Genomic DNA, 13,505 nt, shown 5'->3' on the forward strand with positions numbered 1-13,505 from the left:
CCCGCTTCCGCCAACGTCACATCACAAACGAGGCAGCAACGCCGTGTCCGATATCCGGCTGGAAAAACTCACAAAGCAATATGGCGAATCGACCGCTGTCGATTCCCTTTCGCTCGACATCAGGGAAGGCGAGTTCTACGCGCTGCTTGGCCCTTCGGGTTGCGGCAAGTCGACAACGCTGCGCATGGTCGCGGGTTTCGTCAAACCAACGACCGGGCGTATCCTCGTCGGCGGCCAGAACCTCACGCCCCTGCCCCCCGAAAAACGCGACATCGGTATCGTCTTCCAGAACTATGCAATCTTTCCGCATATGTCGGTCGCCGACAATATCGCCTTCGGACTGAAGCTCCGGAAAAAGCCGCGCGCCGAGATCGACAAGGCGGTAAAAAGCGCCCTTGAACAGGTCGGCCTGGCCGGTTTTGAGGATCGCTTTCAGCGCAATCTTTCCGGCGGTCAGCAGCAGCGCGTGGCACTTGCCCGTGTTCTCGTGACCGAACCGCGGATCCTGCTGCTCGATGAACCGCTGTCGGCGCTCGACAAGACGCTGCGCGAGGAAATGAAGTTCTGGATCAAGGATCTGCAGCAGAAGCTCGGCATCACCACGATCTATGTCACCCATGACCAGGACGAGGCGCTGACCATGTCGGACCGCATCGGCGTCATGCGGGCAGGCCAGATCGAGCATTCTGGCACGCCGCGCGAGATCTACGAGGAGCCGGCGACACTGTTCGTGACCACCTTTATCGGCCAGTCGAACGTCGTCAACGTGACCGCGCTCGAGGCATCAGACAGTGTCGCAACCTTCCGCCTCGGCGATCATGTGCTGAAGGCCGGAACGCGACACCACCTCGCCAGGAACATGCCTGCCAAACTGATCATCCGCCCGGAAAACGTGCTGATGGGGCCCGAGGCAGAAGCGCAGGGCGTCTCGCTGGTAAACGCCACGGTGGTCGATGAGACCTATCAGGGCGCGATGCTGCGTTACCGGCTGGATGTCGCGGGTCAGGAGATTGTCGCCGAGCGACAGAACCAGATGCACCTCGCCCGGTGGAGCCGCGGCGATCAGGTTCAGATCGGCTGGACGGAAAAACGGGCGCGTGTCTTGCCCGATGATCCATCCGTAAGCGCAGGCGGTTAGCCTCGGACGCTTTAAAAAGCGAACAAAAACAAGATGAAAACGGAGCCGACGCGAGATGCTTGCGCCGGAACAGGAAACTATTTTCTTCACTGAGAGGATTTCACAATGCGGATAGGCATTGATGTGGGCGGCACAAACACCGATGCCGTCATTCTGGATGGCGACACGGTGATTGCCGGCTGCAAGTCACCGACGACGGAAGACGTCAGCTCCGGTATTTCGGCTGCTCTCTCGATTGTCATGGGCGAGAGCGGAGTCAAACCCGACGCCATCGAAGCGGTGATGATCGGCACGACCCATTTCACCAATGCCGTCATCGAGCGCCGCCGCCTGCTGGAAGTCGCGGCGATCCGCATCGGCCTGCCGGCGACGCGCGGTGTGCCGCCGATGACCGACTGGCCAGCAGATCTTGCCGACACGCTCGGCCGCCACACCTTCATGCTGCGCGGCGGTCACGAATTCGACGGTCGCGAAATCGCGCCGCTCGATGAAGCCGGCCTGCTTGAGGTTGCCAAGGAAATCCGGGAACGCGGGATCCGCGCCGCTGCCATCACCTCGGTGTTCTCCCCCGTCACAGCGGTGATGGAGCTGCGCGCGGCAGACATGCTGAAGCAGGAATGCCCCGGTGTTGCGCTTTCGCTCAGCCATGAGATCGGCCGGGTCGGCTTTCTCGAGCGCGAGAATGCCGCGATCATGAATGCCTGCCTTGCCGAGCTTTCGACCAAGGTGGTCAACTCGTTCCGCTCGGCACTGAAGGAAAAGGGTATCACGGCGCCCTTCTTCATCAGCCAGAATGACGGAACGCTGATGACGCCGGAGCACGTGGAGCGCTATCCGGTGCTGACCTTTGCTTCCGGCCCCACCAATTCCATGCGCGGTGCGGCAAGACTTGCCGGCATCGGCGATGCGATGGTCGTCGATATCGGCGGCACGACCTCGGATGTCGGCATGCTGATGCAGGGTTTTCCGCGCGAGAGCGCTGTTGCCGTAGATATCGGTGGCGTGCGCACCAATTTCCGCATGCCGGACGTGCTCGCCATCGGCCTTGGCGGCGGTTCGCTTGTGCGTGACGATGGTGCCCGTATCGGCCCGGATTCGGTTGGCTACGAAATTACCACAAAGGCGCTGGTGTTCGGCGGCGACACGCTGACGACAACGGACATCATCGTTGCTGCCGGTCTTGCCGATATTGGCGACGCTTCGCTTGTGAAACATATTCCGCAGTCGACCATCGATACCGCGATCGACACCATGCATCGCATGGTCGATGAGGCTGTCGACCGGATGAAGACCTCAGCCGACAAGCTGCCGGTCATTCTGGTCGGCGGCGGTTCGGTGCTGATTTCCCGTGACCTGCCCTCGGCCAGCGAAGTGATCCGCCCGGAAAATGCCGGTGTTGCCAATGCCATCGGCGCGGCGATCGCCCAGGTTGGCGGTGAGGTCGACCGGATCTATGCCATGGAAGGCCGTAACCGCGACGATGTCCTCAATGAGGCCAAGGCAGAAGCCTCCGCCAATGCGGTGAATGCCGGCGCCGTGGCCGAGACCGTGAAGATCATGGATATCGAGGAAGTGCCGCTGGCCTATCTGCCCGGCTCGGCAACCCGCATCCGGGTCAAGGCCGTCGGCGACCTTGCACTCAAGGAGGGCGCGAAGTGAAACTAGGAACCCAGGATCTCAAGGACCTCTCCGTCGGAGCGGCCTTTCTTGGAACAGGCGGTGGCGGCGATCCCTATATTGGTCGTCAGATGGTGCAGAAATGCCTTGATGACGGCTTGACTGTCGAGCTCGTTGATCCCGATACGCTCGATGACGATGCACTTGTCATTCCGACCGCAATGATGGGAGCGCCCACCGTTCTCGTGGAAAAGCTGCCCTCCGGCGAGGAGGCCATCCTGTCCTTGAAGCGGCTGGAAAAACGGCTTGGCAAGACGGCAACACATACGATGCCGATTGAAGTCGGCGGAATCAATTCCACCATTCCGCTTTTGGTCGGCGCGCGCATGGGCCTGCCGATTGTCGATGGCGACGGCATGGGCCGGGCCTTTCCGGAACTGCAGATGGAAACCTTCGGGGTCTATGGCGTTTCCGGCTGCCCGATGGCGGTTTCCAACGAATGGGGCGACTGCACGCTGATCGAGGCGCGTTCCAACGAAATGATGGAATGGCTGTCGCGTGGCGTCGCCATCCGCATGGGCGGCGCGGCCTATATCGCCGAATACGCGATGTCCGGCGCCGAGGTGAAGCGCACGGCCGTGCCGCGCACATTGTCGCTTGCCATCCAGGTCGGCCGGGTTCTGCGCGAGGCCAAGGCCAATCACCAAAGCCCGTTCGAAGCACTGCTCGCCTTCATGCCGAAGACGCTCTACAGCTTTGCGACCATCATCTATTCCGGCAAGATCGCCGATCTTCAGCGCGAGACCCGCAACGGCTTTTCGATGGGCCGGGCAAAGATCGAGGGCTTCGGCGCCTATGATGGTGTGATGGAAATCGAGATCCAGAACGAGAACCTGATCGCCCGGGTTGGCGGCAAGGTCCGTGCCATCGTGCCGGATCTCATCTGCATCATGGACAGCGAAACGGCTGAGCCGATCACGACGGAAGGGCTGCGCTATGGCCAGCGCGTGACGGTGATCTCGGTCTCCGTGCCGGACATCATGCGCACACCGGAAGCACTCGCCGTCTTCGGCCCGAAATGCTTCGGGCTCGATGAGCCCTATACCAGGATCGAGGAGCTATCGGCATGAGAGAGATTCACCCCGAAGATCTGGAAGATATCGCTGTCGGCGCCGCCATTCTTGGCACCGGCGGCGGCGGCGATCCCTATATCGGCAAGCTGCTCGCGCGCTGCGCCATCGAAGAACATGGGCCTGTCAAGCTGATCTCGCTGGATGAGCTGCCGGACGATGCGAAGGTCGTCACCGGCGGCGCCATGGGCGCACCGACGATCCTCATCGAAAAAATCCCGTCCGGCGACGAAATGCTGATGGCATTGCACCATTATGAAGATGTCACCGGTGAGAAGGTCGATGCACTGATGCCGTTTGAAGCGGGCGGGCTGAATTCCTGCCTGCCGATCGTGCTTGCCGCCCAGACCGGCCTGCCGCTGGTTGATGCTGATGGTATGGGCCGCGCCTTTCCGCAGCTCGAAATGGAAACCTTCAACGTCTATGGCGTCAAGGCAGCGCCGGTCGCCATGGCCGACGAACGCGGCAACCTTGCCATGGTCGAGACAGAGGATGCGGCAAAGGCCGAGTTCCTCGCACGCGGTATCTGCATTCGCATGGGCGGGCATGTCAGCCTCATCAATTACCCGATGAGCGGCGAAACGGCGAAGCGGGTCTCCGTTCCGGCGACGATATCGCTGGCACAGGATATTGGACGGGTGCTGCGCGAAGCGAAGCGGGCGAAGAAACCGCCGCTCGCCACCCTGATCGAATTCCTGAAAACCACCCATTACGGCCATGCCGAGGTTCTGGGTTCAGGCAAGGTGGCCGATATCGCCCGCAAGGTTGAAAATGGCTGGTCGGTCGGCATTGTCACCATTGCCCCCTTTGATGGCAGCGAACCCTATTCCATTCGCATCCAGAACGAAAATCTGTCACTGGAACGCAACGGCGACGTGATTGCCGTGGTGCCCGATCTCATCTGCGTGTTGGACATCGATACCGCAGAAGCCATTCCGACCGAACGGTTGCGCTACGGCCAGCGGGTGAACATTCTCGGCATTCGCGTGCCTGAAATCATGCGTACGCCCGAAGCGCTGGCCGTCTTTGGCCCATCCGCGTTTCACATCGACGCCACATACGCACCGCTTGGCGGATCCTGAGCCAGAAGCCCGCTCTGGCGGGCGACGGAAACGGCAAGCGAGCGGCGCGACACGCCGAGCTTGGCAAACAGGTTCTTCAGGTGAAACTTCACCGTCGGCTCACCGATATTGAGCCGGCGGGCAATTGCCTTGTTGGGCAGGCCTTCGGCAAGGAGCGACAGCACTTCCGCTTCGCGTCGGCTCAGCAGGCCACCATTCGGAATGCGCCTCACCTCGGGCACGACGACGGCAGCCAGATATTGCGATGTCGTGTTGCCCATGCGGGAAAGCCCGACGCGCCGCACAAGCTTGCGCATGGTTTCGGCAAAAGCACGCCCCTCATCGCGATAATACTGGATCTGGCCCGAGGCCAGTGCCAATGCGGCCGCCTCACTCAGCGCGGCAACGGCAGCATCATCCTTGCCCGCCTGCGCATAGGCTTCGGCCAGCAGAAGATCGGTGCGCAGCAGATGCTCTGCCCGGCCGGCGCCCCGAACGGTCGCCGCAAGCGCTTCCAGCAGCGCAGCGGCTTCAGCGTGTTCACCCTGACGCAAGCGCAGGCGGCTGATCGCGATCGTGGCATCCCACCATTCCCGGTGGGTCGGCCAGTCGGCAGGGTTTGAGATTGACGGCCAGCTCTGGATGGTCATTTCTGCAGCATCAAGCGCGCCTGCGAAGGTCTGAAGCTCCAGTCTGAGAATGGAAAGCACCTGCCTCAGGCGTGGAAGGTTGCGGGCATGGGCGAGCTGGACACCGCTTTCCAGCACCTCCTGGGCGGCAAACAGTCCGCTTTCGGCCATGCGCGCACGCGACAGCACCGAATAGGCCTCGACATAGAAATCGACCCAGCCCTCGCCATTTTCCATGATCGGCACGTCACGCTGCATCAACTCGCCCGCTTCCTTCACCCGGCCCTGACGGTAGCGGACGCCCGCAAGCGGCACATTGGCAATCGCCAGCAGATTGGCATCATTCCAGTATTGCGCATGGATGATCTTGAAGGCCTGATCCAGATAGTCGAGCGCCGTGTGCAGGTTATTGGCCAGCATGTTCACAAAGCCGAGATGGATGAGCATGAAGGCCTGCGGATAGGTGGATCGTTCCTCCTGATAGAGGGCAAGTCCGCGCTCCGCCGTCGCCGAGGCCGCATCCAGCTCGCCCATGCGGGTGTAGCAGATCGTCAGGTGATTATAGATCCAGCCAAGCCGCCAGGTGTTTTCCCTGCGCTCGCCATCCGCCTCCTCGCGAAGCCAGGTGATGCCGGCAAGGTCCATGGCGCGGTCCTCGTAGACCTCGCTGAGGCTGTCGATGTGACGCAGCATGCCGACCCATTGTTCGCTCGCGGGAATATGGCCCATGCGCGTGTCCTCGAGCAGGGCATCAAGAACGGCACGCGCTTCACCAATCCGGCCGGTCTTGGCAAGCATGACAGCCCGGCAGAGCCGCAGCGACGGGGTCTTGAGCACCACTGCATGCGGAACGGCGCGGATGATGCCGCGCAGAACGGTGTAGCCGGCCCGCAGAAACAGTTCCACACCGCCAGCCTGTTCGATGGTCCTGACGGCGAGGTCATATTCCCCGGCGATCGAGGCATGCAGCACCGATTTCGCCAGATTGCCATTCTCAGCAAAGAGCCGGGCTGCACGGATGTGCCTCTCCTTGCGCGCCCTGTCGCTTTCGCCAGTGTGCAGCACTTCGAGCGCACTTGCCGCAACGGGTGAAAGGCGAAGCCAGCCGGCATTCTGCTCCTCGGTTTCAATCAGCGGTGAGAGCCGCTCGATCTTGCGCAGCGTGCCATAGTCATAAGGAAGGTCCGCAAGTGCGGCGGCAATTTTCAGGGTGAACTCGTCGATCCCTTCAACTGCCTTCAGCACACGCAATTCCATGGCGTCGAGATAAGGGAACACTTCCTCGTGGAGAAACTCGCGGTAGACCCGTGACTGCCCGGCGATAAGGGCGGTCCGCTCCAGTCCCTTGACGCCACGTTCCAGCTCAATCAGGGCAAGACGATTGAGCGCGGGCCAGCCGCCAAGCGTTTCATGCACACGCTCGATCTCTTCATGGGTCAGCCATGGCCCGAGAAGCTGGCGGACTTCACCGCGGCTGAACTGGAGATGCCGTGCGGTCAATTCCGCCAGAAGCCCACGCATGCGCAGCCGCGACAACGGAAGCTCCGGCACGCGGCGTCCGGCGATCGCAATGCGGACATTGTCCGGCAGCCGGTCAAGAAGCCACGCCAGATGGGCAGGATCCTGCATCCGTCCCGCATCATCAAAGTAAAGCTCGATGATCGCTGCTGTGCTGCGGCAGAACGCATCAAGCCATCCGGGCTTTGCAGCGTCTGCGCCAAGCGAAGCCGCGAGCCGTTGCTCGACATCGTCCGCCGCATCTTCCGTCGCGAGACTGAACCACAGCGCCCGCCGCCCGCGCCGTTCGGCGGTACGGAACAGCTTGGCCATCAGTTCGGTCTTGCCATAGCCTGCCGGTGCCTGAATCAGCACGACCTGACCTTCAAGACCGGCGGCGAGCCGGCTTTCAAGTTCGGCACGGGCCAGAAGCTTCAGGGCGTTGCGCGGTGGCATTGGCCGGCTGTCTGGCTGTCCTGTGCTCACGATACCCGTTTTGATGGTCATGCTAAGGCGCTGCGTTTCATGTCAGTTGCGTTGGACGAAAGGATCGGCTGCTACGGTTTCGCTGGCGAATGATCAGTTCCAAGAGATGAATTCTATCTAGCTCAACTGAGAAAATCGCGCAATTTCAGTACGCCGGCACTGCCGTCAATCAATATGGACCAGAGCGCGAAGATCGCCCCGAGCTTTCATGCTGACAGCTCGGGTCACGGCGTTCAAGGTCTTCCTGCGTTCACGTCCGCAACGACGGCCGCGATCGTGTAATGCGGAGTCCCGTCCCAGATCAGGTCCCAGGACGCTCCCGGGCGGACGTTCTGGATGGCGCGTGGCTCAAAGCAGACCAGACAGTTCCCCCCAGGGGCCGGGGCGCGGACCGAGGGGTAAATCAGACCGCGTGACCCTGCCCGGCGGAGCTTGAGAGCGAGGCTTTGCCCTTCGGGATAGCCGATCTCAGGATCCGCATTGAGCGCCGGATGTTCCGGCTCGTCGCTCATGTCATCGAACACCCCGATGAAATCCGCCAGAAGCTCCACGTAACGGGCGCGATCTTCAAAGCAGTTGGTAAAGCGGAGTTCACGCGTCCGGTGCCAGGCCACTTCGCTGATGGAAACCAACATATCCCAGGCGCAGTACCAGGCCCCGCGCTCCCCGGAATTGAAGCGGTTCCCGCCTGCCCGCGTATAGGTGAAGGCGGCGTTGACATGGGTGTCGCCGTAAATGCGCAGATCAAGGCGCCGCCGCTGCCAGGCAAGTTCCCGCGGATCGAAATGCGGATTGCGGCCACGCTCGGCCAGAAGACGGCTGCTTGTCAGGCCTTCGATCTCGGCGAGAATGTCCATCTCATCGTCGCCATCAACGAGACCGCGCAGCGCCGGCGGCTTGTGATAGGTGGAAGGCAGCAGACGAACCAGACCGCGGTCGGAAATCTCGGTCTGTCTCATGCGCCACCACGCAATGCATCCAGATAGGTCCGTACCGAAAGGATCTGCGGCAACCCGCCTTCGATCGCCGTGTCTATCGGCCGGCTGCCACCGAAGAGCGGGCCGGTATTGGGCCGGGTGAACCAGCTGCGGGCAAGCGGTTCGGAAAAATAGAGTTCGAGCGACTTGTAAATGCCGATGACGGCACTGAGCCGGAGGAGCTGGTCCTTCGTCAGCTCACCGGCAAAATCGGGCTTCCTCGCCCGCTTCCATGTGCTTTCCGACATATCGGCCAGGCCCGCAGCCTGCTTCAGGCTGAGACCCCAGGCCTCGGCAATCCGGGCATAGGCCTTCAGCGCAACGGTGTTGACGTGTTCCGGCTTTCGAATTCGCTCTGCGACCTGCATATCGTTCTCCATTGCCCTCAATGTAGTCCATATGGTCCTTTTGTAAAGGCCATATGATCAGAACAGATCGATCGGCTTTCCGATAAAAGCCACCTGCCCGCTGCCGAATGTGACGTGCGAATTCGTCCGGATAGCCCCTGCGGCAGGTCAGTCTTTCTTGGCGGTTTCTGACCGGCAAACAGGCTCCATGCCATTGCGATTGACAGTCTGGTACTTTGGTACCAAAATAACACACATGGCAGAACCGATCCAACGTGTCCAAACCGGTGTGCGCATCGAGAAGCGCCTGCTCAAAGTGCTCAAGGGGCTGGCGGAACATCTCGACATGTCGCTGGGCGATCTCATCGAAGGCATCGCGCTCCACAGTTTCGAGGGCACCGCACCGTTTTCAAAGGAGACCCGCAGGAAGATCGAACAGCTGAAAAGTGTCTATGACCTCGATTTGACTGCGGCAGACAGCCATAAAGTCTCGGAGAAATGCGGCGATGAATGATCTCCAGCAAAGATGCGAAAAGCCTGGTTCCTTCGAGGCATTGACGATTTATAGAAGCGGCGCCTTTGAGATCGACGTCGCGCCCGACAAGGCGCTGCCCTTGTTCACGGCGCCGGGCGAAAAATCATGGGTGCCTGACTGGAACCCGACGATCTTGAGCGGGAACGGATTTGAAAAGGGCACCGTCTTTGTGACAGGTCAACAGGGTGCCAGAACCTATTGGCTCGTTATCGACTACGACACCGCAACACGGCATGCGCTCTATGTCCGCACAACGCCGGAAGTCGACACCGGAACGGTGGACATTTCCGTGGGCTCCGATCACGGCGGCGGAACAACGATCCATGTCACCTACAGCCTCACGGCCCTGAGTGAGGCTGGAAACACAAGGCTTCGTGAAACCTTCAATCCGTCCGCCTATGCAAAGATGATGGAAGGATGGCGGACTTTGATTGCTGAAAACCGGACCCGGATTGCAGAACAGTCCCCGGATTGATCGCCAGAAGGGCAGCGAAGCAGATTGTCCTGACCATGCCGCAGCCGGAACGCCTCAGAAGCCATATGGACAGCCATCGGCAAGAATGCGTTGCCCGTTGTTCGGACGACAGACCGGAGCGCCATCTCGGACTGCAAGGCTGGAGCCGCGACGCTGAACCATGACCACAGCGCCAGACACGACGATGCTGGACGATCCGCTCAAGCCCATCCCTTGCGCTCAGGCATGAAACAAGCGGCAATAATAATCGGCAAAGGCGCGTACCCGAGGCACCATGTCAGCGCGCGTCGGAAAAGTCAGGTTCAGACGGGTCGTGGCGAGCACCGCATCATCCAGCACAACGACAACCCGACCGTCCGCAATCGCATCATCGGTCATTCCCTTCGGCAGCAGACCGACACCACGCCCCTGAAGCACAAGATCGCGGATCAAACCTTGATTGTCCGCCATGATGCGGCCATCCGGCAATTTCGCCTCACCGAGCACAGCCTGTTCCAGAAACGATTTCAGACCGGGCATTGGCGAAATGAAGTCCCTGATGTCGGCAACCGTTTGCGGCGCTCCGTTTCTCGCCACCCATTCCGCGCTGGCGCAAAATTGCCAGGCAATATCCTGCAGCCATCGCTCCACACGTTCAGTCCCGCCGCGCCGGCTGATCCGGATCGCGATGTCGACGTTATCCGCCACCAAATCCAGTGTCGCGTTCGTCAGAGTGATCTCGAAACGGATGTTCGGATGAAGATCCTGAAACGCGGCCATCGCCGCTGCGAGGGTTTCGCTCGGAAAATCAGCAGGCGCGGTAAGTCGGATCAGACCGTTCAGCGCACCGGGCCTGTCACGGATCGAATCCAACGTTCTGGTCAGGATCGACAGCCCCTCGCTGGCCTGCTCGAACAGTCTTCGTCCGTCTTCCGTCAGTGAAAGAGACCGTGTTGACCGTTTCAGCAGGCGGGTTTCGAGCGACGTTTCCAGTTTTTTCACATGCAGACTGACTGTCGAGCGGGGCATGTTCAGGCGTTCTGCCGCGCCCGTGAAGCTGCCAGCATTCACGACTTCCACGAAAGTCAGCAACGGGTCGAGCTTGCTCATTGTCCAGAATTCTGCCTAATCATGTCACCTATTCATGGCTAATCTGCGCAATCATCCGGCGCTAGACAAGAGCAAGACAGCAAAGATCGCCGTGAAGACAGGGAGAACGTTCATGACAAAGACCACCGGCACCCAGCCAGCCATCAGCGGCCGACTGTCCCCCTTCGGCAGGGCCAGCTTTTCCGGGATTGAGGCGGATATTCTTCTCGGAGACGATACCGGCCCGTTCACCGTCATGGACATGGTGGTTTCACCGGGCATGGGGGCGCCGGCACACATATCCTTCCACGAGGACAAGGTTTTTCATGTGGCCAGCGGCTCGCTCTTGTTCCTGGTGGGCGAAGACAGGTTTGCAGCAGGTCCAGGCGAACATATCCATGTCGCCAAAGGTGCTATTCACAGCTTTAGCGCGCTTGGTTCCAGCCCCGCCAGGATGACGCTCATATCGACACCGGCGCAACATGAACGCTTCTTTCTGGCGCTGTCTGCACTGCCGGTCCCGCATCTGCAAGAAGCAGTCGATGCTGTCTGTCAGGCCTATGATCAGGCGATCGTCGGTCCGGTTGTCAGCCTTCGGCCCAGGAAATGACCGGGCCGCAAGGATCGTGACGCCGCTTGCCGCTTATCGCGCAAGCCTTCGCCGGAGAACCTGTTCCAGCCGGTCGACCGCCGGGAGCGACGATGTCGGGTTGCGCATGAGACCGATTTCGAGATCCCGAAGCTTGGGCAAGCCTGCACTGTCATCGGCGCGGCAGAGCGTCGGGGGAATGCTGCTTTCGGCCAGAGCGGCAACGGCAAGACCGGTCTGCACCAGCGCGATCAGACCGAGAAGGCTGGGACTGGAATAGGCACAGCGATAGGCCCTGCCAGCCTCCCCGAGCGCTTCCAGAACATTCAGGCGTGCGGCACTGCCCGGTTCGAACAGCGCTACGGGAAGCAGTTCGCTGTCCCAGGCAACATGATCCGGAGACGTGGTCCAGATGAAAGCTTCGCGCCGCAGGATTTCGACGGATTGCGTCGGCAGCCGTGAGATGAGCGCGAGATCGAGATCGCCCGCATCCAGTGACGGCACCAGCCGGCTGGACGGATCACAGACGAGCTCGATCGAGATCAGGGGATGATCTGCGGCAAATTCCTCAAGGATTGGTGGAAGCAGCGAGATCAGACAGTCTGGCACGCCGATGCGCACGCGCCCCGTTTCCTGCGGCTTGATCACACTCGCCTGTGCCTCGTCCGAAAGCTTGAGCAGGCGCCGCGCATAAATGAGAAATTCCGAACCGGTACTGTTGGGCACAACCGTGCGTGCCTGCCTGATCAGCAGGGTCTTGCCGACATGCTGTTCAAGGCGCTGCATCTGCATGCTGACGGCGGACTGACTGCGGCCGATACGCAGGGCCGCGCTTGAGAGATTACCGCTCTCTACGACGGCGACGAAGGTCTTCACAAGATCGAGGTCCAGAGGTGCTGTCATGATGCTATCAGCATAACGGGTAGAAGGTCTAAAATCTATTCGTTTTTCTGATCGCTCCTTTTTGTTCAGACTGCTGCAACAAATGAAGCATGGCGGGACAATCATGACATTCACAAAGACCGGATTTTCTGCGGGGCGCCTCGCACTGGCGATGGCGATCAGCGGAACAGTGGGCGCATTTGCGACGGAGGCTGCCGTCGGTCCCGTGACAGCTGTGTTCTGGCGCTGCGTCTTTGCCACCGCCTTTCTCGGCCTGTGGTGCCTGTCCTGCGGATATCTGTCAGCGTCCGGAGTGACCATCAGGAACATTGCCACCGCGGTGCTTTCCGGCATTTTCATCGTGCTTGGTTGGATAAGCTTCTTTCAGGCCATGTCGCTGACGTCGATTGGCGCCGCAACCGTTCTCTTTCATGTCCATCCATTTTTCCTGATTCTCATGGGCGCAAGCGTCTTCAAGGAACGGATTGACCGGGACCAGAGCCTGTGGATCGTGGGCGCGTTCATCGGTGTCGCACTGATGGGTTTCGGAAACGCAGACCCGCAGGGTCATGAAACGAACGGGAGCATGGGGGTCCTGCTGGCCCTGCTATCAGCCATGTTTTATGCGCTGGCAACATTGCTGGCGAAGCGTCTGGGTGATTTGCGACCAGAAACGACGGCGCTCTGTCAGACCGCAACTGGCATCGTGATGCTCGCGCCATTCTTCGCAAGCTTCGATCCCGTGACCGGTGCATCCTGGGGATGGCTGATCGGCATGGGCATCATTCAGACCGGGATTGCCTATGTCCTGATGTATTCGTCCTATCCGAACCTCGAGACATCCGCGATCGGCGTGCTTGCGTTTGTTTATCCCATGGTCACGCTCATCATCGATCGGGTCGTCTATGACCAGCATCTCAGCTGGATGCAGGCAACCGGAATCATCCTGATTCTCGTCGGGACTTTCGGTGTTCGCATGGGATGGAAAGTGCTGCGCCCAGGATAGAGTGCCGCGCGGTCAGTGCGGACCGGAGGATGGCAAGCCTCTTCAAAACCGAAGCATGGTTCGCCACC

The 13,505-nt window shown here is 60.4% G+C and carries 13 protein-coding genes; 8 read left to right on the forward strand and 5 right to left on the reverse strand.

Going from position 1 to position 13,505, the window contains the following annotated elements; genetic code table 11:
• The first annotated feature begins 43 nt into the window (after positions 1–43).
• The 4 genes from HCK86_RS18115 (at position 44) to HCK86_RS18130 (ending at position 4,967) form a co-directional block, all read left to right on the forward strand.
• Entirely contained in the window at positions 44–1,138 is a 1,095-nt protein-coding gene (locus HCK86_RS18115) for an ABC transporter ATP-binding protein (RefSeq protein WP_176085892.1), read from the forward strand.
• 105 nt (positions 1,139–1,243) lie between these two features.
• A complete protein-coding gene (locus HCK86_RS18120) occupies positions 1,244–2,797 on the forward strand; it encodes a hydantoinase/oxoprolinase family protein (RefSeq protein WP_176085893.1) in 1,554 nt (517 codons plus the stop codon).
• Positions 2,794–3,885 (forward strand): DUF917 domain-containing protein, encoded by a 1,092-nt coding sequence (locus tag HCK86_RS18125; RefSeq protein WP_176085894.1) that lies wholly within the window; start codon positions 2,794–2,796, stop codon positions 3,883–3,885. Before HCK86_RS18120 ends, HCK86_RS18125 begins: the two co-directional genes overlap by 4 nt.
• Positions 3,882–4,967: a DUF917 domain-containing protein gene (locus tag HCK86_RS18130; RefSeq protein WP_176085895.1), complete on the forward strand. Its 1,086-nt coding sequence runs from the start codon at positions 3,882–3,884 to the stop codon at positions 4,965–4,967. The genes HCK86_RS18125 and HCK86_RS18130 overlap by 4 nt, the downstream gene beginning before the upstream one ends.
• Here the strand turns inward: HCK86_RS18130 and HCK86_RS18135 are convergent.
• The 3 genes from HCK86_RS18135 to HCK86_RS18145 all read right to left on the reverse strand — a co-directional run bounded on the left by HCK86_RS18135 (position 4,928) and on the right by HCK86_RS18145 (position 8,903).
• Entirely contained in the window at positions 4,928–7,579 is a 2,652-nt protein-coding gene (locus tag HCK86_RS18135) for a LuxR C-terminal-related transcriptional regulator (RefSeq protein WP_176085896.1), read from the reverse strand. The two genes, HCK86_RS18130 and HCK86_RS18135, sit on opposite strands and share 40 nt — an antisense overlap.
• A 212-nt stretch (positions 7,580–7,791) precedes the next feature.
• Entirely contained in the window at positions 7,792–8,517 is a 726-nt protein-coding gene (locus tag HCK86_RS18140; RefSeq protein WP_176085897.1) for an RES family NAD+ phosphorylase, read from the reverse strand.
• Positions 8,514–8,903: an MbcA/ParS/Xre antitoxin family protein gene (locus HCK86_RS18145; protein WP_210259953.1), complete on the reverse strand. Its 390-nt coding sequence runs from the start codon at positions 8,901–8,903 to the stop codon at positions 8,514–8,516. Before HCK86_RS18145 ends, HCK86_RS18140 begins: the two co-directional genes overlap by 4 nt.
• Positions 8,904–9,138: 235 nt before the next feature.
• On the opposite strand from HCK86_RS18145, the gene HCK86_RS18150 reads away from it, so the two are divergent.
• Both HCK86_RS18150 and HCK86_RS18155 read left to right on the forward strand, forming a co-directional pair.
• Entirely contained in the window at positions 9,139–9,396 is a 258-nt protein-coding gene (locus HCK86_RS18150; RefSeq protein WP_176085899.1) for a hypothetical protein, read from the forward strand.
• A complete protein-coding gene (locus tag HCK86_RS18155; protein WP_176085900.1) occupies positions 9,389–9,892 on the forward strand; it encodes an SRPBCC family protein in 504 nt (167 codons plus the stop codon). The genes HCK86_RS18150 and HCK86_RS18155 overlap by 8 nt, the downstream gene beginning before the upstream one ends.
• Before the next feature lie 219 nt (positions 9,893–10,111).
• Here HCK86_RS18155 and HCK86_RS18160 read toward each other — a convergent pair whose 3' ends face one another.
• Positions 10,112–10,981 carry a LysR family transcriptional regulator gene (locus HCK86_RS18160; RefSeq protein WP_176085901.1) on the reverse strand — a complete coding sequence of 290 codons (870 nt, stop codon included), beginning with the start codon at positions 10,979–10,981 and terminating at the stop codon, positions 10,112–10,114.
• 112 nt (positions 10,982–11,093) lie between these two features.
• Here HCK86_RS18160 and HCK86_RS18165 point away from each other — a divergent pair, with 112 nt between their 5' ends.
• Entirely contained in the window at positions 11,094–11,570 is a 477-nt protein-coding gene (locus HCK86_RS18165) for a cupin domain-containing protein (RefSeq protein ID WP_176085902.1), read from the forward strand.
• 33 nt (positions 11,571–11,603) lie between these two features.
• On the opposite strand, the gene HCK86_RS18170 is transcribed toward HCK86_RS18165, so the two are convergent.
• Positions 11,604–12,452 carry a LysR substrate-binding domain-containing protein gene (locus HCK86_RS18170; RefSeq protein ID WP_176085903.1) on the reverse strand — a complete coding sequence of 283 codons (849 nt, stop codon included), beginning with the start codon at positions 12,450–12,452 and terminating at the stop codon, positions 11,604–11,606.
• A gap of 103 nt (positions 12,453–12,555) precedes the next feature.
• On the opposite strand from HCK86_RS18170, the gene HCK86_RS18175 reads away from it, so the two are divergent.
• The gene (locus HCK86_RS18175; protein ID WP_176085904.1) at positions 12,556–13,437 is read left to right on the forward strand and encodes an EamA family transporter; all 882 of its coding nucleotides are present in this window, start codon (positions 12,556–12,558) and stop codon (positions 13,435–13,437) included.
• Positions 13,438–13,505: the final 68 nt, after the last annotated feature.

It is taken from the genome of Martelella sp. HB161492 (assembly GCF_013184775.1).
Classification (GTDB): Bacteria; Pseudomonadota; Alphaproteobacteria; order Rhizobiales; family Rhizobiaceae; genus Martelella.